Origin of the sequence: Campylobacter sp. RM16192 (assembly GCF_004803855.2) — a bacterium.
Taxonomy (GTDB): Bacteria; Campylobacterota; Campylobacteria; order Campylobacterales; family Campylobacteraceae; genus Campylobacter_A.
Genome location: NZ_CP012552.1, coordinates 1020128 through 1043974 on the forward strand (window position 1 = coordinate 1020128; position 23847 = coordinate 1043974).

At 35.2% G+C, this 23847-nt stretch carries 25 protein-coding genes, 1 tRNA gene and 1 pseudogene; 12 read left to right on the plus strand and 15 right to left on the minus strand.

What is annotated here, in order from left to right:
- Positions 1-9 precede the first annotated feature (9 nt).
- From CDOMC_RS05210 to CDOMC_RS05235, 6 genes are all read right to left on the minus strand, one after another.
- Positions 10-3030 carry an efflux RND transporter permease subunit gene (locus tag CDOMC_RS05210; RefSeq protein WP_172128526.1) on the minus strand — a complete coding sequence of 1007 codons (3021 nt, stop codon included), beginning with the start codon at positions 3028-3030 and terminating at the stop codon, positions 10-12.
- Positions 3031-3774 carry an efflux RND transporter periplasmic adaptor subunit gene (locus CDOMC_RS05215; RefSeq protein WP_172128528.1) on the minus strand — a complete coding sequence of 248 codons (744 nt, stop codon included), beginning with the start codon at positions 3772-3774 and terminating at the stop codon, positions 3031-3033. It abuts the gene before it with no gap.
- Entirely contained in the window at positions 3771-5054 is a 1284-nt protein-coding gene (locus CDOMC_RS05220; RefSeq protein WP_172128530.1) for a TolC family protein, read from the minus strand. The genes CDOMC_RS05215 and CDOMC_RS05220 overlap by 4 nt, the downstream gene beginning before the upstream one ends.
- A 97-nt stretch (positions 5055-5151) precedes the next feature.
- Complete coding sequence (gene fliP, locus CDOMC_RS05225; RefSeq protein WP_172128532.1) at positions 5152-5886, minus strand: flagellar type III secretion system pore protein FliP; 735 nt, start codon at positions 5884-5886, stop codon at positions 5152-5154.
- Positions 5883-6662, minus strand: a complete 780-nt coding sequence (locus tag CDOMC_RS05230) for a flagellar motor protein MotB (protein WP_172128534.1) — start codon at positions 6660-6662, stop codon at positions 5883-5885. The genes fliP and CDOMC_RS05230 overlap by 4 nt, the downstream gene beginning before the upstream one ends.
- A gap of 5 nt (positions 6663-6667) precedes the next feature.
- The gene (locus CDOMC_RS05235; RefSeq protein WP_172128536.1) at positions 6668-7435 is read right to left on the minus strand and encodes a motility protein A; all 768 of its coding nucleotides are present in this window, start codon (positions 7433-7435) and stop codon (positions 6668-6670) included.
- A gap of 275 nt (positions 7436-7710) precedes the next feature.
- On the opposite strand from CDOMC_RS05235, the gene glmU reads away from it, so the two are divergent.
- Genes glmU through truA form a run of 7 tightly spaced genes read left to right on the plus strand, consistent with a single transcriptional unit; the run spans position 7711 to position 14021 of the window.
- Positions 7711-9015 (plus strand): bifunctional UDP-N-acetylglucosamine diphosphorylase/glucosamine-1-phosphate N-acetyltransferase GlmU, encoded by a 1305-nt coding sequence (gene glmU / locus CDOMC_RS05240; RefSeq protein WP_172128538.1) that lies wholly within the window; start codon positions 7711-7713, stop codon positions 9013-9015.
- A complete protein-coding gene (coaBC, locus tag CDOMC_RS05245) occupies positions 9005-10177 on the plus strand; it encodes a bifunctional phosphopantothenoylcysteine decarboxylase/phosphopantothenate--cysteine ligase CoaBC (RefSeq protein ID WP_172128540.1) in 1173 nt (390 codons plus the stop codon). The genes glmU and coaBC overlap by 11 nt, the downstream gene beginning before the upstream one ends.
- Positions 10174-10857 carry a hypothetical protein gene (locus CDOMC_RS05250; protein ID WP_172128542.1) on the plus strand — a complete coding sequence of 228 codons (684 nt, stop codon included), beginning with the start codon at positions 10174-10176 and terminating at the stop codon, positions 10855-10857. Before coaBC ends, CDOMC_RS05250 begins: the two co-directional genes overlap by 4 nt.
- Position 10858: 1 nt before the next feature.
- Complete coding sequence (uppS, locus tag CDOMC_RS05255; protein ID WP_172128544.1) at positions 10859-11530, plus strand: polyprenyl diphosphate synthase; 672 nt, start codon at positions 10859-10861, stop codon at positions 11528-11530.
- Positions 11527-12279, plus strand: a complete 753-nt coding sequence (locus CDOMC_RS05260; protein ID WP_172128546.1) for a prepilin peptidase — start codon at positions 11527-11529, stop codon at positions 12277-12279. Before uppS ends, CDOMC_RS05260 begins: the two co-directional genes overlap by 4 nt.
- Entirely contained in the window at positions 12272-13297 is a 1026-nt protein-coding gene (locus CDOMC_RS05265) for an LptF/LptG family permease (protein ID WP_172128548.1), read from the plus strand. The genes CDOMC_RS05260 and CDOMC_RS05265 overlap by 8 nt, the downstream gene beginning before the upstream one ends.
- Position 13298: 1 nt before the next feature.
- Positions 13299-14021 (plus strand): tRNA pseudouridine(38-40) synthase TruA, encoded by a 723-nt coding sequence (gene truA / locus CDOMC_RS05270; protein WP_172128550.1) that lies wholly within the window; start codon positions 13299-13301, stop codon positions 14019-14021.
- Positions 14022-14023: 2 nt separating this feature from the next.
- Here the strand turns inward: truA and CDOMC_RS05275 are convergent, their stop codons facing one another.
- Together CDOMC_RS05275 and CDOMC_RS05280 are read right to left on the minus strand one after the other, a co-directional pair.
- Positions 14024-16093: an FtsK/SpoIIIE family DNA translocase gene (locus tag CDOMC_RS05275; protein ID WP_172128552.1), complete on the minus strand. Its 2070-nt coding sequence runs from the start codon at positions 16091-16093 to the stop codon at positions 14024-14026.
- A gap of 79 nt (positions 16094-16172) precedes the next feature.
- Positions 16173-18386, minus strand: a complete 2214-nt coding sequence (locus CDOMC_RS05280; protein ID WP_172128554.1) for a flagellin N-terminal helical domain-containing protein — start codon at positions 18384-18386, stop codon at positions 16173-16175.
- Between the two features lie 133 nt (positions 18387-18519).
- On the opposite strand from CDOMC_RS05280, the gene CDOMC_RS05285 reads away from it, so the two are divergent.
- The 5 genes from CDOMC_RS05285 to CDOMC_RS10345 all read left to right on the plus strand — a co-directional run bounded on the left by CDOMC_RS05285 (position 18520) and on the right by CDOMC_RS10345 (position 21159).
- Positions 18520-19257 carry a YaaA family protein gene (locus CDOMC_RS05285; RefSeq protein ID WP_172128556.1) on the plus strand — a complete coding sequence of 246 codons (738 nt, stop codon included), beginning with the start codon at positions 18520-18522 and terminating at the stop codon, positions 19255-19257.
- Positions 19258-19377: 120 nt separating this feature from the next.
- Complete coding sequence (locus CDOMC_RS05290; RefSeq protein WP_169974808.1) at positions 19378-19680, plus strand: HU family DNA-binding protein; 303 nt, start codon at positions 19378-19380, stop codon at positions 19678-19680.
- A gap of 110 nt (positions 19681-19790) precedes the next feature.
- Positions 19791-19877 (plus strand) — tRNA-Leu (locus CDOMC_RS05295).
- A gap of 195 nt (positions 19878-20072) precedes the next feature.
- Complete coding sequence (locus tag CDOMC_RS05300; RefSeq protein WP_172128558.1) at positions 20073-20765, plus strand: tyrosine-type recombinase/integrase; 693 nt, start codon at positions 20073-20075, stop codon at positions 20763-20765.
- 46 nt (positions 20766-20811) lie between these two features.
- Positions 20812-21159: a tyrosine-type recombinase/integrase gene (locus CDOMC_RS10345; protein ID WP_442861620.1), complete on the plus strand. Its 348-nt coding sequence runs from the start codon at positions 20812-20814 to the stop codon at positions 21157-21159.
- Here CDOMC_RS10345 and CDOMC_RS10350 read toward each other — a convergent pair.
- From CDOMC_RS10350 to CDOMC_RS05335, 7 genes and pseudogenes are all read right to left on the minus strand, one after another.
- A pseudogene (locus CDOMC_RS10350) lies at positions 21126-21410 on the minus strand (DUF5675 family protein); the annotation flags it as partial. The gene CDOMC_RS10345 and the pseudogene CDOMC_RS10350 overlap by 34 nt on opposite strands.
- Positions 21349-21732 (minus strand): hypothetical protein, encoded by a 384-nt coding sequence (locus CDOMC_RS05310; protein WP_172128560.1) that lies wholly within the window; start codon positions 21730-21732, stop codon positions 21349-21351. The gene CDOMC_RS05310 and the pseudogene CDOMC_RS10350, both read right to left, overlap by 62 nt.
- Positions 21732-22019, minus strand: a complete 288-nt coding sequence (locus CDOMC_RS05315) for a hypothetical protein (protein ID WP_172128562.1) — start codon at positions 22017-22019, stop codon at positions 21732-21734. The genes CDOMC_RS05310 and CDOMC_RS05315 overlap by 1 nt, the downstream gene beginning before the upstream one ends.
- 105 nt (positions 22020-22124) lie before the next feature.
- Positions 22125-22418: a hypothetical protein gene (locus tag CDOMC_RS05320; RefSeq protein WP_172128564.1), complete on the minus strand. Its 294-nt coding sequence runs from the start codon at positions 22416-22418 to the stop codon at positions 22125-22127.
- On the minus strand, positions 22415-22936 hold the full coding sequence (locus CDOMC_RS05325) for a hypothetical protein (protein ID WP_172128566.1): 522 nt from the start codon (positions 22934-22936) through the stop codon (positions 22415-22417). The genes CDOMC_RS05320 and CDOMC_RS05325 overlap by 4 nt, the downstream gene beginning before the upstream one ends.
- A gap of 119 nt (positions 22937-23055) precedes the next feature.
- Complete coding sequence (locus tag CDOMC_RS05330) at positions 23056-23358, minus strand: nucleotidyltransferase domain-containing protein (RefSeq protein WP_172128568.1); 303 nt, start codon at positions 23356-23358, stop codon at positions 23056-23058.
- Positions 23351-23767, minus strand: a complete 417-nt coding sequence (locus CDOMC_RS05335) for a nucleotidyltransferase substrate binding protein (RefSeq protein ID WP_172128570.1) — start codon at positions 23765-23767, stop codon at positions 23351-23353. Before CDOMC_RS05335 ends, CDOMC_RS05330 begins: the two co-directional genes overlap by 8 nt.
- Positions 23768-23847: the final 80 nt, after the last annotated feature.

A 23847-nucleotide genomic window follows, 5' to 3' on the forward strand; every position in this document is an offset into this window, starting at 1 on the left:
TTTAGATCCTTAAATTTGATCTCTTTTGTAAATTTTGCTAATAAATTTATCTATTTTATAGGTTATTCCAAATAGCGCAGGCACCAAAAATAGCGTAAGGATCGTAGAGCTGATGAGCCCTGAGATGATAGATATCGCCATAGGCGAGTTGCCCTCATAGCCCGCTCCTCTTGAAAGAGCAAGCGGAAGCATGGCAAATATCATCGCAAAAGTTGTCATCAGTATCGCCCTTAATCTCTTTGAGCCCGCCTTTATGATGGCTTCATTTACATTCATGCCTTCGTTTGCGTATCTGTTTGCAAAGTCCACAACCAAAATGGCGTTTTTGCCGACCATTCCAAATAGCAAAATCGCTCCGACCATCACAAAAAGACTAAACGAATTTCCGCTTAGATAAAGTCCCACGGCAACTCCGCCAAATGCAAGCGGCATAGATATCATGATGATAAAAGGCATGATAAGACTCTCATAAAGTGCGGCTAGTATCATGTATATGAGAATTACACTAAGGCTAATCGTAAATATAAACGCCTCGTTCGTATCATTCATTAGCTCTATAAAGCCCGTCATGCGGTAATCATATCCTTTAGGCAGTATGCTTGGGATTTGCTCGTCAACGACTTTTTGTACGTTATCAAGCGGTATGTTATCGACGTTTGCCACGATTAGGATTTGACGCTGTTTGTTAAATCGCATAATTGATGAAAAAGTCTTGGTAAGCTTAAAATTTGCGACCGAATTTAGCGCGACACTCTCGCCGCTTGCACTTTTTATACGCAGCTTTTCAAGCGAAGTTATATCCTTTCTATACTCGTCATCAAACCTAAGCACGATGTCGTATTGGTCATTACCGTCATCAAAAGAGCCGAGGAAATTTTGCCCAAAAGAGCCGTAAACCACCCTTGTGATATCATATTCGTTTATGCCTAGACGTTTAGCTTTTTCTTTATTTACCGAAATTTCAAGCTGATTTATCCTATCTTCGTTGTCGCTACTTATATCGACAACTCCGCTAACGCTTTCTAAAATTTTCCTAGCCTGAGATAAAATTTCATCAAGTTTTTCTAAGCTATCACCCGTGATAACCAGCTGCACAGGCTCGTTTGCTCCGCCTGCATCAACCATAGGAAGGGCTGAAATTTTGATATTTAAATCATCGATCTTAAGCTTCTTTCTATACTCTTCCATGATCTGAGGCTGCCTATCTTTTCGCTCTTTTATATCTTTTAACTTAGCGTAAATTTTAGCCTTAAAAGCATCTTTCGCGTCGGTATATCCAACAAGCATATAGGCATAATCCACACGCGAGTCTTTATTTAGCTCATTAAGGATGACTGAGGATTTTTCGCTCATAGCAACAAGTGAAATTCCGGGCTGGGCTTTAATGAAAATTTCAAATTCGCCGTTATCTTCAATAGGCATAAAATCCATGCCGACTTTCATGGCAAGGCTCATACAAAGCGCAAGCAAGGCAAGGCTTAAAACAACAAATAGAGTTTTAAATTTTAAAATAATCGCCAAAAGCCACGCATAGCCGTTTTCAAGAGCAACGAAAAAAGGTTCCGTAAGATGAAAAAATTTGCCCTCTTGCGCATTTAAAAACCTAGCCCCAAGGCTTGGTATAAGCATAATGGATACAAAAAACGATACCACGATACCGCCCGCTACGCTCATGGCAAAGGAGTTAAAGTATCTGCCCACAATGCCTTCCATGAACGCAATAGGCACAAACACGCAAAGCAAAACGGCACTTATAGAAAGTACGCTAAATGTTATCTCGCCCACTCCCGCAAAACTTGCTTTTAGCGTGTTTGTCTCGCCCTCTTGCATCTTTTTTGAGATATTTTCTATAACGACTATCGCGTCATCGATAAAAATTCCGATCCCAAGCGTAAGTGCTATCAAAGTAAGGCGATTTAGATCAAATCCAAGCATATCGATAATAAAAAACGTCCCGATAATGCTCGTAGGTATGGAAAGTGCAGAGATAACGGTAGAGCTAAAATTCCTAAGAAAGAAAAATACTATAAAGATGGTTAAAACAACCCCAAGCACCATATCAAAGCCAACCTGCCTGATGTGCTTTGTGATGTTTTCGCTGTTATCAAAGGCGATCTTTAGCTCATACTCGCTGCCCACGATCTGCCTTAGCTCATCTATCTTGGCTTTTACGTTTTCTATCGTAGCTAAAGCATTTACTCCGCTTATCTTTAAAAGCTCAAGCATGACGCCTTGCTTGCCGTTCATCACGGCGATACTATCGGTATCTTTTTTATCAAGCTCTATACGTGCGACATCTTTTAAAAATATCCCGCTTGCAAGCCTAAGCTCTTTAAGCTCATCTATGCTGCTTGCGTCAAAATTGCTCTTTAAAAAGAGTTCGGAATTCTGGTTTTCAAGCTTGCCTAAAGGAGCTTTTAAGTTTTGAGTCTTGATCAAATTTACGACATCGTTTGCATTCAAACCGAATTTATCAAGCTTAAAAGGATCAAGGTAAATTTTCACCTGAGGCTGCAAAAATCCCGTATCATCAACCTTGCCTATCCCGTCAATGCGCTGTAAAAATGGCTTTACCTTCTCATCTACAAGCTTCATAAGAGCGACTTCATCGCCACTATTTGAGCTTATAAATATGTTTAAAATTCTATCGCCCGTTCCTTTGATCTTTTCTATCTCGCTTCTACCGTCAACGCCCGCCTTACTTACCTTATCGCGCACATCATCGGCAGCTACGTTGATATCTTTTTCAAGGTCAAACTGTATAAGCACCACACTTAGATTGTTGTAGCTGTATGAGTGAATTTTATCTATGCCGTCAATAGTAGAGATCTCATCTTCTATCTTTTTAGTGACTTTTGACTCGATTAAATTCATATCTCCGCCCGAGTAAGTAGTGATTTTAATGAGCGGAATTTCAATTTCGGGAAAGAGATTTACGGGCATTCTTTGTAGCGACATGACGCCAAAAACAACAAGGGACATAAATATCATCAGCGTCGTTATGGGTCTATTTATGGCAAATCTATACATCTATTTCACCGTTATATATCCCTCGCCAAAAAGCCCCGGCATAAGACCTTGCGCATAAACTTCAGCGTAAATTTTACGTGTTTTCGTATCTATTTTAGGATGAATTAAAGCTATAGCGCCTACCATTTCTTCGTTTGAGCCGTCAAGCTTATACTTAAACTCGCTTCCTACTTTTACTACATCTTTAAATTTCTCATCATAGCTGATCACAAGCTTAACTTCAGGATATGAAAATATACCAATGAGCCTTTGAGCAACTCCGCCTACACCTTCGCCTACTTCGATGCTCCTTTTGGATATTGTGCCGTCAAAAGGCGCTTTAAGAAGTTTGTTTTCAAGCATTTCGTTTGCGTTTTTGATAGCGATTTTAGCCTTTTGCACCGCTAAACTAGCTCGCTTAAACTCAAATTCCGCATCCTCGTAAGCCTGAGTAGAAGTTACGCTTTTTACTTTTTTAAAGCGTTCCAATATGTCTTTAGCGTGCTTAAGAGCCAAATTTGCAAGCTCTAAATCATTTTTAGCCGCTTCAAGCGCGATTTTTTCGCTCTCGTTTTCAAGCTCAACTAAGACATCGCCCTTTTTTACCATATCAGAAACATCTACATTTACCTTTTTAACTATACCAAAGCTCTTTATGGCAAGCTCTGCGCTGTGTTTAGCCACTACGTCAAAATTTGCATAAATTTGCTCTTGCGCAGATAGTATCAGGCAAAGAGTGGTTAAAATTCCTAAAATTTTATTCATCGCTCTACTACTCGCTTTAAAATTTCCTCGCCGTTTTCATACAAAAACTCGGCCTTTTTTATCTCGTATTCATCCTTGCTCAGCTCAAGCCCGCTTTGGGCTTCAAATTTAGCCGTTAATGCCTGCAAAAACTCCACATATCCGCTAAGTCCCGCTTCATATTTTTTAAAAACCGCTTCATAAGAGCTATTAGCGGCCTTTAGTGCCAGCTCATGGGCGTTAATTTTTTCTTTTAAGATATTTAATTCGTTTTTTAAATTTTGCAAATTTATCCTATTTTCAAGCCTCTTTTGCTCCAAATTCAAAGCGGCTTGATTTGACGCTATTTGTTTGATCTGCTTCTCTTTGCTGGTCGCTTCAAAATCAAAAATTTTCCAAGAGAAACCAAGGGTTATCTGGTTTGTCCTGTGTCTTTTCTTAAAAATCGTATCAAGATACGGCGTTATAGCCTGAAACCTAGGATCAAGCGAAGAGAAGTCGTTGTCAAAGTCGTTTCGGTAGACGGAGTAAGTATCTTTAATGAAAATTTGAGGAAGCGTAGCTGAGCCTGCGATCTTTATATCCTCACGGCTTGCCTTAAATTCTTCTTCAAGGACCTTAAGAGCCGTTTTGCTTGAACCCTGCGCCAAATTTGGCTCATCTATCCTGGAGCCGCTTGAAGGAGTTAAAATTTCATTTGTAAGCAGATTTATCTTGCTGTTTATCTCATCTTGCTTTTGCTTATAGCTTAGCGATTCAACTTTTGCAGCGTGAAATTTAGCTTTGATCGCTTCAAACTCATCAATCGCCGCAAGTCCGGCGGAGTAAAATTTCTCAAGCCTATCAAGGGCGTTTTTAAGATAGTTTATCTGAGCCTCTTTTGCTTTTATGATCTCATTTAGCGCAATAAAGTTAAAGTAAAGCCTGCAAATATCAAGAGCAAGAGAGTTTTTAAAATCCTCATTTTTTAAAATTTCACTTCCGTGCAGATGCTTAAGCGCGGCTAAGCTCGCCTCTCTTTTGCCTCCGTCATATAACAAAAACTCGATACTTGCTAAAATTTGTAAGCTTTGCTTTGGAGTTAGTATGCTAGGATCTAGCAAATGATAATTGTATCCGCCTTTTAAGTTTAAATTTGGCATATAAGAGCTACGAACGCTTTCATGCTTGAGCTGTGATTTTTGAGGTTGCATGCTTGAAATTTGAGCTAAATTTGAGCTGTGAGCTAAATTTATGATCTCACTTAGACTGCTTGCGCTTAAACTTAAGCCAAGAGCGAGCGCCAGATAAGCCTTTTTCATACTAAGCTCCGCTATGGCTTAGATGTTTAATCGGAAGATAAAATTTGTACTTAAATGCCATCTTTGCCATCCTTTTTTCAATTTTAGCACTAAATATCTAATGAAAACTCCGCACTAAATTCATCACAAGCAAATTCCATCCATCCACAAGTACAAAGATAAGTAGCTTAAAAGGCAGTGATATCATAGTAGGTGGAAGCATCATCATACCCATACTCATCAAAACCGAGCTTACAACCATGTCTATGACCAAAAACGGCAGATATAACAAAAACGCTATCTCAAAAGCCGTCTTCATCTCACTTATCATAAAAGCGCTTAGAGCTATAGTAAGTGGAATATCTTCTACGCTTTGAGGATTTGGAAGATCTCTAATCCTAAAAAATAGAGCCAGATCCTTCTCTCTTGTATTTTTTATCATAAATTCTTTAAATGGCTTTACGCCCTCTTCAAAAGCGACCTGATAGCTAATCTGCTCGTCTAAATATGGCTTTACGGCTGTATCATAAGACTTTTTAACAACAGGCTCCATTATGAAAAATGTAAGCACCATCGCAAGAGAGATAAGGACCGTAGAGGGTGGCATCTGCTGAGTTCCCATAGCCTGGCGCAAAAACGAAAATACGATGATAAGCCTTAAAAAGCTGGTCATCATAAAGATAAGCGAAGGCGCAAGCGTTAAAATCGTAAGAACTATTAATACGTTTAAAGATGTAACGAGCTGCGCTGGGCTATCTGGGGCGGCTAGAGTTAAATTTACCGTAGGAATAGTCACCGTATCCTCGGCAAATAGTACAAAAGCAACCGATAATAATATCAGTATCCTTTTCACCGAGCCCCTTGCATATCAAGTATGCTTTTTTGTGTTTTTTCTTTGTTTTTAGAATTCATAGATATGAAGTGAATCTCCACTCTGCGGTTTTTCTCCCTGCCCTGCTCTGTTGTATTTGGAGCAAAAGGCTCAAATTCAGCTTTAGCTGAAGCCATCAGTTTTTTAGGATTGACTCCATTTTTGATAAGCTCATCAACTACACTCATGGCTCTTGCGGATGAGAGTTCCCAATTGTTTTTATATATACTTAGACTATCTGGCGTTTGATTATCGGTATGCCCTATAACGTTTGCTACGATATCTTCGGGAAGCTTATCTATCACCATAGAAATTCGTCTCAAAAACAAAATCGCATCATCGTTTTGTAAATTTGCCTTACCCTTTTCAAATAACAAACTAGCAGGCAATCTTATAATAAATCCATCCTCGCTCTCTTCAAATGATACTTCCGGAGATCCGCTTGCATGCAAAAGCTCATTTATGGATTTTACAGTCTGCTGAAATTTTGATTGTATATCGGTGGTTGGTAGCTTTGCAGCGGAGTGAAATTCTTCATTTTGCTCAGCCGCTACGTCAGGTCTTCTTCCGCCTTCAAGCACGCCCAAAGCTCCGCTAAGCGAGCCTATAGCCGCCTCAAGCTTTTTGGCATCCATAGTACTCATAGAAAGAAGAAGGACGAAAAAACATAGTAAAAGAGACATCAAGTCACCAAAAGATGCAAGCCACGCCGGCAAACATTTAGGACAATCAGCCGGATCAATTAGTTTTTTAGCCATTTTTATTACCTATCAAACTGACTTACTCTATCTTTTGGCGGCAAAAAGGATAAAAGTTTTGTTTCAAGAGTTCTTGGGTTGTCACCTGCTTGAATAGCCATAATACCTTCGATTATTATTGTTTTAGCAAGGCTTTCATCCTTATCGCGAATGCTAAGGATATTTGCCACCGGAGCTCCTAGTATGTTTCCTATCATCGCTCCATAAAGAGTGGTTATCAAAGCAACAGCCATAGATGGACCAATCGCCGAAGGATCTGACATATTTAAAAGCATCGCAACAAGTCCGATTAGCGTTCCTATCATACCCATAGAGCCTGCAAAACCTGCCACCTGATCAAAAATTTTAATATTATCCGAATGTCTTGAGCTGGTTTGCTCCATATCTATTTCAAGCAAAGCTCTAATGGCGTCTGGCTCATTACCATCTACAGCCATAGAAAGGCCCTTTTTTAAAAATTCGTCAGTTTCGTTGTTAGCGTCATTTTCAAGAGCTAAGATTCCATCTCTTCTTGCTTTCGTAGAATATTCAACCATTTTTTTAACTATTTCAGGAAGATTAAAAAGTTTTGGCTTAACTGCAACACCATAAAACGTAAACAGCTTTTTCATCTGCTCCATTTTAAAGCCAACTAATAGACAACCAGCAGTTCCTCCAAAAACAATCATAACGGATGGAATATCTATATAAGGACCGATACCAACGCCTATGGCCATCGAGCCAAATAGCAAAACCATAATCAAAATCCAACCAACAACGGTTCCTAAATCCATTCTAAACCCTCTTTGCAGTTAAAATTTTTTACTATTTTAATTTCTTTTAGTTGAAAAGCAGTTAAAATTTGATTAATATTAGCTCTTTTTTAAATTTTTATAGATATAGATAAAATATATTGATAATGAAATAGAAGCGCTATCTTGTATTTGAATAAAATTAGTAATAATTATTAAAGTTGTATACTAATAATTAAGATATTAGTTAATCAACTATTTAGCAACTACAAGATAAAATTTATTTCAAATTTTTAAAAACACCTCGAGGAATTAAAATGAGCAATATAGGCGTGGTAGTGCTTGCCGCAGGTCTTGGCACAAGGATGAAATCAACAAAGCCAAAAGTGCTTTTCGAGCTTTGCGGAGAGGCTATGATAGTGCATATTTTAAGAAAAGCCTACGAAATAAGCGATGATGTAAGCGTGGTTTTAAGCTATCAAAAAGAGATTGTAGAGGCTAAAATAAAAGAATTTTTCCCAAAAACAAAAATTTATGAGCAAAATTTAAAAGAGTTCCCTGGCACGGCAGGAGCTCTTAAAGATATTTGCCTAACAAGTGAAAAAACAATCATAATGTGCGGAGATATGCCTCTTGTAAAAACAAACGATCTGATAAGACTAAGCTCGGCAAATGCCGATATAGCAGTAAGTATCTTTGAATCAGCAAATCCTCAAGGATACGGTAGAGTCATAATGAACGGCAGCACTATAGAAGATATAGTCGAGCAAAAAGACGCAAGCGAAACCCAAAGGCTAATAAAAAGCGTTAACGCAGGTTGTTACTGCTTTAAAAGCGAGGCTTTAAAGAAAATTTTACCTCTCATACAAAACCAAAACGCACAGAATGAATATTATTTAACAGATGCTATTAAAATCGCAAATAAGCTAAATTTAAAGTGCAGTGCCGTCTTGGTGGATGAACAAAATTTTATGGGCATAAACGATAAATTTCAGCTAGATATAGCTCAAAATTTGATGCAAAAAGAGATTAGAAAAAAATGGATGCAAGCTGGCGTGCTGATGCGTCTAAGCGATACTGTTTATATCGACAGCAGGGCAAAATTTGAAGATGAGTGCGAGATAGAAGAAAACGTCAGCATAATTGGAGAGTGCGTTATCAAAAACTCTAAAATCAAGAGTTCAAGCGTGATAGAAAATAGCGTGATAGAAAACTCTGACATCGGACCTCTGGCGCATATTCGCCCAAATTCTCATATCAAAAATACTCATATTGGAAATTTTGTAGAGGTAAAGGCCGGCAAGTTAAACGGCGTAAAGGCTGGGCATTTAAGCTATCTTGGAGATTGCGAGATAGAAGAAGGCACAAACGTAGGATGCGGAACCATAACTTGCAACTACGATGGCAAAGCAAAACATAAAACAAAAATAGGTAAAAATGTATTCATAGGTAGCGATACTCAGCTGATCGCGCCTGTAACCGTAGAAGATAATGTATTAATAGCAGCCGGAAGCACAATAGCCTCAAATATCCCAAGCGGTGCTCTTGCCATAAGTCGAACAAAGCAGATTAATAAAAGCGGATTTTTCTATAAATTCTTTGGCGCAAAAGATGAAAAATAAAAAAATTTTACTAGCTGTTTGTGGCTCCATAGCCTTTTATAAAGCCTTTGAAATTCTATCCATACTTAAAAAAGAAGGTGCGGATGTATATGTGATGCTTAGCGACGGAGCGCTTAAATTTTGCTCTTCACTTGGCTTTGAAGCACTTAGTGATCATCCGATTTTAACAAGCCAAAGTGAAAATTGGCAAACTGGGCTTAATCATATAAACTATGCCAAAATGGATCTGATTTTAATCGCTCCAGCATCCGTAAATACAATAAATAAGCTTGCAAACGGAATTTGTGATAATGTATTTATGCAGACTCTCATAGCCTCAAATGCTCCTATTTTAATAGCTCCTGCGGCAAATACAAAGATGATAGAGCATTTCTCTACTAAAAATAGCTTTGAGTTTTTAAAATCAAATGGGATTAAATTTATTGATCCGATAGAGAAAACTTTGGCATGCAAAGATTTTGGAAAAGGCGCGTTAGCTGATGCAGAAACAATAATTTACGAAGTAAAAAAATCTTTAAACGAGCCAAAATTTGAAGGCAAAAAAGTTATAATAACCGGCGGAGCTACTATAGAAAAAATCGATGATGCAAGGGCTATTACAAATTTTTCAAGCGGCAAGATGGCAAAGGCTCTTGCTGACGAGTTTTATTTCGCTAGTGCTGATGTAACACTAATAGCAAGTTTTGAAACAAACAAAACTCCATATCAAACTATAAAATTTCAAACATCTCAAGAGCTAAAAAGTGCTATAGATGAAAATTTACAAAACGCCTATATGCTTGTAATGAGTGCTGCGGTAAGCGACTATATCCCAAAAGAAAAATTCACTGGCAAGCTGAAAAAAGAGAGTCTTGGTAGCAACTGGGATTTAAATTTAAGGCAAAATATAGATATTTTAGGCTCTTTAAAAGAGTTTAAAAATGTTAAAAAAATAGGCTTTAAGATGGAAATGGATGCAAAAAACGCCTTGACAAACGCTAAAAATATGTTAAAAAATAAAAATTTAGATGCGGTATGTTTAAATGTATTAGATGATGAGGTAAAATTTGGCTCGGATGTAAGTAAAATATGCTTTATAACAACATCGGAAACTAAAGAGATAACTCTAAATTCAAAACAAAATATTGCAAGAGAAATCTTAAATTTGGCCTATAATTTATGATAAGTTCAATATCAAAAATACAAAAAATAGCAAGCGGAAATAAAAGTGCTATCATGCTTAACGCTTCACTTCCAGTAAGTATAAAAGTAATGGAAAAAACGGGCTTTAATAGATATAATTTAAAATTTGCAAACAAAACTTTAAGCACAAAGAGCACGAAAAATCTAAAAATAGGCGGCGAATATTGGGGTGAAATAGGCTCAGGAAGCGAAAATATAGTGATAAAAAATCTATACGAAAAGCCTGATTTAAAAGCCTATGGCGCACTTGCGGACGGATTAAGTATTATAGAAAAATTGATAATAAATGACGATTTAAACTGGTTTTATGAATATATATTTTCAAATTTAGCATCCTGCAAGACAAAAGAGAGCTATGAAATTTACGCAAATATGATATTTGCCTTGCAAAAAAATATCATATATATTCCGTTTTTTTATAATGAGCATTTAGGTATTTTTCAGATGGAAAAAGATAATGAAAAAGCTCAAATTTATCTTATATTTTCAAATTTTGCTCCGCTATTTTTTAATATAAAAAACTCTCAAATATTAAATATAACAACGCCTTTTGAAAAAGTTGCAAAATGTTTAAAAGAGAAATTTGAGTGCGATATAAATATCGGGACGTTTAATGAAATTTATACTCAAAGCAGCTATATAATCGATTTTAAGGAATAATTTGAATAGTTTAAAACATTTGGCGATTATAATGGATGGCAATGGCAGATGGGCGAAAAAGCAAGGGCTCATACGCACAAAAGGACACGAAGCCGGCGCAAACGTAGTCGAAGCCGTGTGCGAGTTTTGTATAAGAAATGATATAAAAATTTTAAGCTTATACGCCTTTAGTACCGAAAACTGGAGTAGACCAAAAAGTGAGGTTGATTTTTTAATGGATCTACTTTTAAAATTCTTGGTTTCAAAAAAAGAGAGCTTTATAAAAAATGAGATAAATTTTAATGTGATCGGCGATATAATGCCTTTTAGCGATAAATTAAAAGATGAAATTTCAAATTTAGAATCACTTACTAAAGACAATAAAAAGCTAAAGCTAAATTTGGCTATAAATTATGGTGCCAAAGATGAAATTTTAAGAGCTCTTAAAAGAATGCAAGAGCAAAATTTAGACATTAATGAAGTTAATTTAGAGGCAAATTTAGATGAAAGTGAGCACATTGATATGCTTATTAGAACAGGTGGAGAAAAGAGACTTTCAAATTTTATGCTTATTCAGGCAAGTTATGCTGAACTTGCATTTACCGATACTCTTTGGCCGGATTTTACAAGTTTGGAATTAGAAAAAATAGTTCAAAAATTTTATCAAATCAATAGGAGATTTGGCGGATTATGATAGGTGCGATATTTTTTATTTTAGGTGCGGTTATAGGATCTTTCGGAAATGTTTTGATATATAGAATGCCAAAGGGCGAAAGCATAAACTTCCCAGCATCTCACTGCCAAAGCTGTAAAACTCCGCTTAAATTCTATCACAATGTGCCGATACTTTCTTGGATCTTTTTAGGTGGAAAATGCGGATTTTGCAAAGATAAGATTAGCTTTCAGTACCCTTTAGTCGAGTTTTTAAGCGGTATATTAATGCTCTTTGCATATTTTATTGAAATAGAGCTTTATGCAGCATTTATAATTGGCACCTGCTTTATTATCCTTCTTTGCCTTAGCGTGATTGACTTTCGGTATAAAGCCGTCCCAGATCCACTTTTATTTACAAGTCTTATTTTAGCTCTTATTTATGGGGCTTTACCCATATTTGGCGAGAATGGTGACTTTGATAGATTAATTAGCGCAGCAATTTTTATGTTTGCTTTTTGGCTACTTAGACTTGCTGTAAGCTTCATCATGAAGCGTGAGGCTATGGGAAGTGCAGATATATTTATAGCGGGAGTGATGGGGGCGATTTTAGGTATTAAACTTGGACTTATGTCGATATATATAGCAGCTCTTTTGACACTACCTGCATATATGATAGTTAGAAAAAGAGGACACGAACTACCATTTGTACCGTTTTTAAGCCTTGGGCTACTTATTGTTTATCTGCTTAAACCTCAATTTTTAGAACTTTTGGAAAAACTTTATGGGTAGAGTGAATAGCTATCTTTTTACTAACTTTATAAGCACTTTCGCTTCGCTATTTTCTACGCTATTTCTGATAATGTCGTTAGCGTTTTTTATACAGATAGCACGCATTACCTCCTATATCGAGATAACCTTCTTCGAACTCTTTAAACTATATTTATTTATGCTACCTCGCGTACTGCTTTTTACGATGCCTATAGCGTTTTTTGTATCTTTAGCGATGATACTTTTTAGACTATCTAAAGAAAACGAAAGTGTTGTGATCTTTACTTTAGGATACTCTCCAAATTTCATTGCTAGATTTTTTATGCTAGTTAGCTCTATAGTTTCGATTTTTCTACTCATCACAGCCATAGTCTTAATCCCTACGGCGGCTGAGCTAAATGGAAATTTTATAGATTATAAAAAAACTATAGCCAAGCTAAATTTAAAGACAACTCAGTTTGGGCAAAAATTTTCAAACTGGATGATATACATACAAAGTCAAAAAAACGATATCAACGGCGCTACATACGAGGGTGTAACCTTATATTCACCACAAATTAATGACCAAAGGCTAATTATCGCAGAAAACGCAAAGATAATAAACAATAAATCAAATTTGGAACTTAGATTAAATAACGGCAAAATTTACGATATAAAAGATGATGTCTGGCACCAAGCTGATTTTAAATATATGAAAATAAGCACCATTGCTAATAATAAAATTTCAAAAACACGCTCGTTTTTAGAATACTGGAGTGATATCGATACAAACAAACAAAAAGCTAGAGATTTTACCACTTATATTTTAATAGCACTTTTTCCGGTTGCAACAACGCTGTTTGCTTTAAGTTTTGGAATAGTAACTTATAGATATGAAAAAGGCTTTGTATATTTTGGTACTTTTGGAGTTTTATTTGCCTATTTTGCGATGATTATGATGCTATCTTCAAAGCTTTTTATAGCAATTTTATCAATATTTTTGCTATTTCTAATAAGCTCGATGCTATTTTACAAAAAAACGATTTTAAAAAGATATTAGATTGAAAATAAAACTAATATTTAGCTACGATGGCTCCAAATTTCAAGGCTCTCAAACACAACCACACGAAAATGGGGTGGAAGATGAACTCGGTAGAGCATTAGCCCATGTTGGAATCTTTGACAAGATCACATCAAGCTCTAGAACCGATAAAGACGTACACGCCAATAATCAAGTTGCAAGCGTTATATGCGGAGATCATTTTAAAGATTTTAAAAGACTAGCCGATCTAATAAATCGCCACGCTCACCCGCATATTCATATAAAAAAAATTTTAAGAGTTGATGATAGCTTTCATCCTCGATATGACGCTAAATTTAGGCAATATAGATATATTATAAATCATGAAGATTTTAGCCCTTTTTTAAGCCAATACCAAACATTTTTGCCAAAATTTGATATAGATAGAGCAAATGAGCTTTTGGCAATTTTTATAGGCAAGCATGATTTTAGTGCATTTATGAAGACAGGAAGCGATACAAAAAGTCCGATAAGAGAAGTAAGTCAGGCATTTTGCTACTCTCACAAAGAAAAAACTATCATAGTTTTTAAGGCTAATGGATTTTTGAGAGCTCAAATTCGTTTAATGGTAGCTACAACATTAAAGGCTTTAAAGCTTAAAAATGGGGCTGATTTAATAAATTTAGCAATAAAAAACCAACAGCCTCTTACACGTATACCTGCTCCACCAAACGGACTTTATCTAAATAGAGTTTTTTACTAAAATTATAAAATATCCCTTTGCCCTTTGGCGTTAACGGGACTTAGCACACCCATATGCTCCATCTGTTCTATTATAGTAGCAGCCCTGTTATAGCCTATTTTGAGGCGACGCTGCAAGTAGCTTATGGATGTCTTTTGCTCGCTCAATACAATCTCTTTGGCTTCATCATATAGCTCGTCTAGTTCGCCACTGCCAATAGCTCCGCTAGAAGTAGAACCGACTCCTTCCGTGCCATTTTCAGCTAAAAATCTATCATCATATACGACATCTTGTTGAGCTTTTAGAAATTCCACTATCTTTTCTATCTCTTTTTCACTTGCAAAAGGTGCGTGCAGACGTATGATACCTGGACTTCCAGGAGGAGTAAACAGCATATCACCTCGTCCAAGTAAGCTTTCAGCACCCATTTGATCAAGGATAACCTTACTGTCTACTCTTTGCCCTACCCTATAACTAATGCGACTTGGCAAATTTGCCTTTATAAGTCCTGTTACTACATCCACACTTGGACGCTGAGTAGCCACTATCAGGTGTATTCCGCTAGCTCTTGCCATTTGAGCCAAGCGACCGATATATATTTCCACATCCTTACCGCTTGTCATCATAAGATCAGCCAACTCATCTATTATAACAACTATATACGGTAGCTGCTCTCCGCATTCTGCTTTCATCTTCTCATTGTAGCTTTCGATATTTTTAGTGCGAGTATGGCTCATTATCGTATATCTACGCTCCATTTCAGAGACCATATTTGCAAGTGCGGTTATGGCCTGCTTAGACTGAGTAATAACCGGTGTTAAGAGGTGTGGAATATCATTATATATGCTAAATTCAAGCATCTTAGGATCTATCATCATAAGGCGTAAAGTCTGCGGACTATTTCTATAAAGCAAACTTAAAAGCATGGCGTTTATGCCCACACTCTTACCGCTTCCTGTAGTTCCTGCTATAAGAAGGTGAGGAAGCTTTTTAAGATCTGTTACAAAAGGTGCTCCAACTATATCCTTGCCAAGAGCGATGGTAAGAGGGCTTGAAGCATTTTTATAAATTTCACTATCTAAAATTTCTTTTAAATATATTGTTTCTATATTTTGGTTTGGCACCTCAATACCTATTACGTCTTTGCCAGGAATTGGCGCTTGAATACGTATTGTTTGAGCGCGCAGAGCCATAGCAATATCATCTTGCAGTGTCAAAATCTTACTTACTTTTATATGCGGAGCCAAACGAAACTCAAATGTAGTTACAATAGGACCAGTGTAAGTGCGAACTACATCACCATCTATCTTAAATTTGCGAAGTTTATCCAAAAGATCTGAAATTTTTTGGTCAATCTCAACCTCATTTATATTATGTGAACGCTTTGGAGGATCGTTTAGAAATTTAAGTGGTGGAAGCTCAAAGTCTTTTGGCTTTTCCACTTTACCTTTATCAAGCTCATCTAGTAGCTTTTTGTTTTCCACTACCTCATTTAAAATCTCAACTCCATTTATAGTAGAAATTTGCGTTTTTTCTTCACTATCCAAAATCTCATCATTCACAGATAAATTCTGTTCTGCTTCATCTTGGTTTAAATTGTTTATATTTTCACGTTTTTTCTTTTTTGCAATCGGTTTTGGCTCTTTATATTGAGCTTGTGCTAAATTTTTAGCCTCTTTTTTTGTAGGTTCCACAAAGGCTCTTTTTAATATTATCACTATATTTTCTTGAGCAATAAGCCCAAAAGCCAACACAAAAATCATAGCTATAAAAACCCATGTGCCTATAACTCCGATGATATCCTTTAAAGCTAAAATAGCAAAATTACCAACAAGACCGCCATAATCGGAGTTTGAATTAGCTTGAAACATCAAAAACGCAAAAAATAAAAGTATAACCCCAGAAACTATCTGCGCCAAATCCCAATCAAGGCTTTTTACGAATTTACAAATATAGTAAGCAAAGAAGATGAAAACAAAAGGATAGACATAGCCGATAAATCCAAACAGTTTAAAGTTTGTTTCACCTAAAATTTTACCAAAACTCCCTACAAAATTTGCATCAGGAGCTATGGTAGCAACTCCAAAAAACATTAAAAAACATATAACAACAACTAAAATCGACTCTCTTAAAATTTTAAATCCTTTATAAAAGCCTGATTATAGCGTATTTTTACATATAGTTTAATAGAGTTAGCTGATTAACCTTTGCAACAGATTGCAACATAGCTTGATATGACATCATTTTTTGCATAAGATGCATATAAGTCTCTCCATAGTCGGCATCTACTATCTCTGATTTTACTGTTTTAACATTTACCGATAGTATGCTTGCTCTTGTATTTGTGTCTTTTAATGAGTTAGAAAGAGCACCTACCTTGGTATGTAGCTTATTTACGTGATCAAATATATGATCTATCCTCTCTATTGCGCCTTGGATGCCAGAATTTCTAGGATCTGGTCCATTTGAATCGGCACGATACTGTCCTAGTCTTACAGCCTCTATCATATTATCAAGATCGCTAAATATATCCACGCTTGGCACATCTATATCAAGTGCGTTGTTCGCAGAAAAGGTAAAAACAGAGCCAACTCCTTGAGAAGTAGCCGGAGTATTACCGGTGCTATCACCGGCAAAAATATCCGAATTTCTTCTATCAAAAATAGCAACCTCAATAGGAGTATTTGTATTTTGCTTATCAGTTATCTTAATTCTTCCTCTATGATCCATATTTACCTCTACACTACCTTGAGCATCTTTAATGGCCTGTTTATATGCATTAAAGTTATCATCAACTGCAGGAATATTATCATTAACTGTAAATGAGATAATATCATTTAATTGTTTAAATGTCATATTTTTAGATGCTGTTTGGATACCATTAGCTTGATTTGTAGTAGCATTATAAAAGCTATCCCAGACTCTAGAATTATAATCAACAGCATTTCCAGCAGGATCGTTTCCGGTAATTCTTATTTTCGCATTTCCATCAGCTTCAAAATCCAAATTAATCGTATATTTTCCACCATGCTTTGACTTGATACTCATCTGCAAAGATTGTCCATCAATATTATATTTTCCGCTTTCGCCATTGTATAAATTTTTAGTTCCGACAACCTCACTTAATGTAGTATTATCTGTCGCAAATTCTCCACTTTTTCTTGCGATCTGAGAAACAGTACCTACGACATGCCTGCCGTCATTTTTAAATTTCACCCTATCATAATCAAAAGCATTGGTTTGATTACCATTTATATCATTGTAATTGCTTTTAACAAATTCCGTTACTACAAAGTCATTTGGATTTGCATTTACCATAGCTTCTAAGTCTTTAAGACTATTAGTAGGATTAAAATGATTAGAAGCTGTATTGATATTGGCAGCGGTCAGAGCTTGCTCGTTATCTAATTTTCTTGTAACGCCTATCATATGAAAATCTATTACCTGATTTCCTTTTGATAGATCTTTGATATTAAATTGCCCTTCGTTATTTATCGTGACATCTACAACTCTATTATTTGGAGTATTTCCGTATTCGGTTCCGATTTTTTCCATGAGATCTTTTATGGAAGCGTCAGCTGTCATTTGGAATTTACTTGTAAAAGTTGTTCCGTCAGGCTTTTTGCCTTGTAGATAAAATGTCGTATTCTGAAATGATTTTGCATTAGGTCCGCCAAAATCCAAATCGGATAGAGTTTTCTCATCCTTAACATAGTTAAATCCGATCATATTTCTGATTTTGCTCTCTTCATTAAGATATTTTATATTATCATGTCTATTTAAAACGCTTTGATCGGTTAGCATTACATTTGTGCTTATATGCTTGTTATAATCACCATCTCTACCTAAAAATAACTCTTCTCCTGGCATATTATAAGCTAGCTTAACCTGTGAGCCTCCTACTACTCTTATCTCTTGAGAATTTCCAAAATACTGATTTGTAGTGCCATTTATCGGCTTTGTATTAATAGCGCTTCCAGAGAATAAAAACTGTCCATTTATAGATGTGTTTGCGATATTTACAAGATGGTTTTTTATGCCTTGCAGATCATTTGCCAAGGCCTCCCTTGAGGTTTTTGAATGATGTTCATTTCCGGCTTGGACAAGCTTTGTTTTAAATAATTCAAGTTTTTCTTTAAATTCTTTTAAGGCTTTATCTGTATTAAGAGAAAAACTGCCGGCCTTAGAGGTCGCGTCTTGAACTTGATTTAGCGTTGCAACCTCATAATCAAGCCTCATGCCGTCATTATAAATACTGCTATTCTCAAATGAATTTTGTATCTTTAATCCGCTTGAAATTTGAGTATTTAGCCTATAAAGTTCCTTCATATTTACTTGGTAGTTGTATGTATCGTTAAATTTCATTAATTGATTGGTAATACGCATATCTATATCCTAATATTTCTATAAACTTTTAGAAGCAATTTAAGTTCCAATTCATGAATTATCGTCAAATTTAAAAATTTATTTAGTTTAGAGTATTATTAGACTTTAAAATTTTACTTTTATCGAGGCGGTTATGAAAATTTTATTCTCTCCAAGCGAGGCAAAAAGTGCTGTAAAATCAAATAAATTTATAGACAAAAATAGCTTTATGTTTCCAGAGCTATATGATTTAAGGATCGAGATTTTAAATCAATACAATGAATTTTTAAAAAGAGCTACAACAACCGAATTATCAAAGCTATTCGGACTTAAAAATTTAGAAGAGTGCGAAAATTTAAGAGAGGATATTTTTAAAAAAAGTGTCATAAAAGCCGTTTTAAGATATGAAGGCGTAGCCTACAAGCACTTAAACTATAAAAATTTAGACACTAAGGCCCAAAATTTTATCGATAAAAACGTAATGATATTCTCAAATTTATTCGGAGGCATTTTGGCTGGAGATGAAATTTTTCAATACAAACTAAAGCAGGGAGAAAAAATAGACAAATTAAATATTGAAAAATTTTATAAAGAGTATTTTTCCTTAGCAATAGATAACTGGCTCAAAGATGATGACACACTAGACTTAAGAGCTGAATTTTATGAAAAATTTTATGAAATAAAAAAGCCTTTTACGACCTTTAAATTTATAAAAAATGGCAAAGTTGTAAGCCATTATGCCAAAGCTTACCGAGGAATTATTTTAAGAGAAATAGCAAAAGTAAGGATTGAAACAATTGACGAACTAAGCAAATTGAATTTAGAGAATTTAATGCTAATTGATATCAAAAAAAATGGATTAAAAAATGAGTTTTATATGCAAATTTTATAAAAAATTCACTTTTTTTATAAAAAACTACATTTTTTAATGAAATTTAGGTTTCAAAACTATTGTTTTTTTTCAAAAAACGTTGTAAAATGCCTATATATCACTTCTTAAAAGGATGGTTCTATGAAAAAAGCTGAATTTATTCAAGCTGTCGCCGAAAAGGCTGGTCTTTCAAAAAAAGATTCTCTAAAAGCTGTTGATGCCGCTCTAGAGACAATCAAAGAAGCTCTTACTGCTGGCGGTAGTGTTAGCTTCATAGGTTTTGGTACTTTTAGCACAGCTGATAGAGCTGCAAGAAAAGCTAGAGTTCCAGGAACTAAGAAAGTTATTGATGTACCTGCTAGTAAAGCGGTCAAATTTAAAGTTGGCAAAAAGCTGAAAGAAGCAGTTGTTGCTACTACAAACAAAAAAGGCAAAAAGAAATAATTTCTTTTCATGGAAGCTCCAATTGGGGCTTCTTCTTTATCTATTTTTTATTTTTATTCTAATTTTTAATATATTTTTTATTTCTTTTAGGTAAAATACGATTCTTTTTGGCCTGAGTGGTGAAACTGGTAGACGCGCCAGACTCAAAATCTGGTAAGGGCAACCTTGTGTCGGTTCGAGTCCGACCTCAGGCACCATTTATACTTTTCAAAGCATTTCACATCCTTTCATTTTACTTCAATTAAAGCCCTAAAATACGATGTTTTATTAAAAATACATTTTCATATTCAATCATTTTATTTCATCTTTTTTCATCTCTTGCTAGATTTTTTTACGGAGTTTTTAACGGAGTTTTTATAAAATATAAAAAATAATCCGTAAAAAGAGTAACAATGCCTAAAATAAACGCTCCGCTAACAGATAAGCTAATAAAGTCATTAAAACCAAAAGAAAGAGAGTATAAAAAATCAGATGGCAAAAATTTATATCTTTTTGTAAGTCCGACCGGACGTAAATATTTTGCTTTTGAGTTTAAAAGTCCTATAACTCAAAAAATCAGGAGAATGGCTCTAGGCGAATACCCTACCCTTAGTCTTGCTGAGGCAAGAGAACGCAAAATGGAGCTTTTAAAACAGATCGCAAGCGGAGATGACCCGCTTATCATCAAGAACTCATCGGATACGGCACTTAAAAGCATAGCTATGGAGTGGCTAAACATCAAAGCTACAAAAGTTGCCAAAACTACGCTTGACAAACAAATTATAAGGCTTGAAAAGCATCTTTTCCCGTTTTTAGGCTCCAAAGAGATTAACGATATAACAAAAGCGGACATTATCAGTATTTTAAGAAAGATAGAAAAAACAGGGCATTTTGAGACCATGAACAGAATTTATATGCTTTGCTCTCAGATATGGCGATACGCCGTTGGAGTAGATAAAGTAAGCCATAACATCATATCCGACATAAACTATCAATACACATTCAAATCAGGCAAGGTTAAAAATTTCTCAACACTTACCAGCAGTGATGACATCAAAAGACTATTAATAGCCGTTAAAAATTACAATGGAGATATAAAAAACTAAATTCGCTCTAAAACTAGCCATATACACTGCTGTTAGACCGTTTAATATAAGAAGCGCAAGATGGGGTGAATTTGATTTTGAAAAAGAAGTATGGCAAATTTCAAGTGAAAAAATGAAAATGCGTGAAACTTTTACTCTACCTTTATCAAAACAAGCAATCAATCTATTAAATGAGTATAAAAGTAACATATTGCCTAATGATTTTTTATTCCCAAGCATCATTAAAGGCAAATTTATGAGCGAAAACACTTTAAATTTGGCTCTTATACGTATGGGCTTTAGTAAAGACGTATTATCATCTCTACTACCTACCAATATACATCCTAAAGTATCATCAGGAAAATTGCCGTTATGTATCAAAATATGCCTATCCTTGCTAACCTTTTCATTATAAAGTATCGGCAGTCTCCTTTGAAATCTAGGGCTTCTATAAAATGTGGCGTTATACTCTCCCTCGGGTATTCTTTTATCTTTATTTGGAGTAACGGTATCTTCTCCTGCGGGTTCTAGCGTAACGCCCTTTAATAATGTAATACTTCCGTCTTTTAGTTCAAAAGTTCCTACAGTTGCATCTTTAATATTTCTAGTTCTGTCTATGTATAACTTCTTCATACTCTCTCCTTTTATCATCTTTAAATTCATCATCTCTTTTTTCCGATATGCTTTCTATCCTTTTGTCCAAAAGTTTATCCATCTTTTTCTTGGCCCATTCGGCACCCAGCCATGCGCCCCAGCCTCCAAGCGCTATGCCAAGCCCTGCACCATGAAACATAAAAAATACTATTTCATAAACCGTAAAACACACTAACATTGATGAAAGAGTAGCCACAGTCCCTGATATAAATCTACTCCATCCATTACCCTTTAGTTTTGTGTTTCCGCTGCCTATGCCCAAAATGCCGCCTATAAATCCAACAAAAGCTACAAGCGCATAAATAAAAGCATCTTTATCTATATTATTAAACATCAGTCGCCTATACACTCTTTAAGTAAAATTTCCGACTCTTGATAGTATTTAGCTATATCCTTAGCTGTTTTTAGGTCCAACTCATTAAATGTGGGTTTTGGAGGCAATTTAACTTGGCACTTTACAGGCACCAAAACCTCCTTATACTCTACATTGGTTATGACTTGAGGTTTTGTGCTGCATCCAGCTATTAAAACAGCGAACAATAAAAGTATTACAAAGACCAACCTCCTAACCTCTCTTTGGCATATATCTCCAAAATCAACAAATGACTTTATAAACCTCATCGCGACAACTCCTTAAAAAGTTCTTCGTAGTAGCTTAGTTTTTTAATGCATTCGCTTTGGCTGCTAGGAGGTTTTATCTTGATATACTTTGTTTCAATCTCTTTTTTATAATAGGCTGTATATTTTTTTTAATCTCTCGTTATCTTGTGAAATTTGAACCATCTTTTTGTTTTGATTTTCTATATTTAAATTACATTTATCCAAATTACCTTTTAGTGTTTGTAGTTCTATCTCTTTTGAGATCATTTTCATGTTTGTCGCTCTTATCTCGTCCAATAAATATAAATTAGAAATTTTATAAAAAGCAGACATGCCAAAGATTACACCTAAAAGAGCCGACAAGATCACTAGCCATATTTTATTGCCTACTATAAATTCAGAAATGTTAACCCAGCTCATCTCTTTATAAACCTTATAGGGTGTATAGTGCAAACGCTTTTAGAATAAATTTTGTTTTTTGGATTATTTATAAACTCTTGCATTTGTCCAATTGTTCTAATACTGGCTATATCAAACAATTTATGACCAACATAAATTCTTACATAAAACCATTTACACCATACTATATTTGCAAAGTAACTGACCAGTAATTGCCCATCAAAGGTCTTAGCTCGAACTAGGCCCCAAGTACTACCCCTACTGCCACTATAACCAGGAGTATTTCTATCGCCCAAGACTTCAATAGTTTGAGGGTCTATCTCGCTAAATTTAAAGCCCATTATTTCAGCCGCAAAAATACCTATGCGATTTCTTAGTAACAACCTAAGCCTTGCATAATATGTTCTATTCTTAGGCTTTGGGAATCTGCCATTCACTCCACAATGCCCATTGTCAGTATGTATGATTTTACCGTTTTCTACTATTTCGCCATTTATTCCATAGGTTTCCTCATCAAACCATCTAGCCCACCTTGGCAAGTGTTAAAATATGGCGTACTTTCAAGCTAATAAAAGTAATATAGACGGCTAGGATGCACTCCTGCAAAAAGTTATTAAAAATTAAGAATATTTTTAACCATACGGCACAAATTTACTGTTTATTTTTCACCTTGATAAATAACCACATTTTGTTTTAAAATTTCATCTTTAAAATTTTGTGGCAGTATATTAAAACTTAAAATATCCACTAAAAATGGTATATTGCTATCTGATATAGCAGTTTTTATCTTTGCTATGTTGATATTTTGTTCGCTAATAATAGCTAAATCAAGGTCACTGCCATCATGAGAATTTGTCTTTATTCTGCTACCATAGGCTAAAACACTGACAGATGGACAGAGAGTTTTAAATATAGTTTTTAAACGCTCTATATATTTTGGTGCTAGCAATATGTCAGTCATTTTTAATTATCTCTTCTAGTCTCTTTGCGTCTTTTATAAACTCTTCAATAAGCTTTAATGTTTCATCTGCAAAATGTTCGCCGTAATCGTGTGCTGTATTATTACGGTTATCTCTATATTCAAGCCATCTCTCTACGCTGTTGCTATCTAGTAAAGAGTGCTTATTTGCATATCTAAAAAGGTCTTTGAAATTTAGAGTATCTACTGCTTTTTTGCTTGCAAAAAATGGCTCAAGTTTTTTTCTTAGCAACTTACCGCTCTGCTCTAAAGTCATTTCAAAACCTTTAATAATAGAGTTGCGATAAATTTCATATTCCACAGAATCTTTATTGCATTGTTTTATAAGTTCATAAGACTTATTCAAAACCTCAAGCGACTTTGCTAAATGCTCTGTATTTATATAACTCACTACGCTTCCTTTTAATCAAAGTTTTATATGGCTAAACTATAAATATTCTATAAAAGTTATACTAAAAAATATGTTAAATT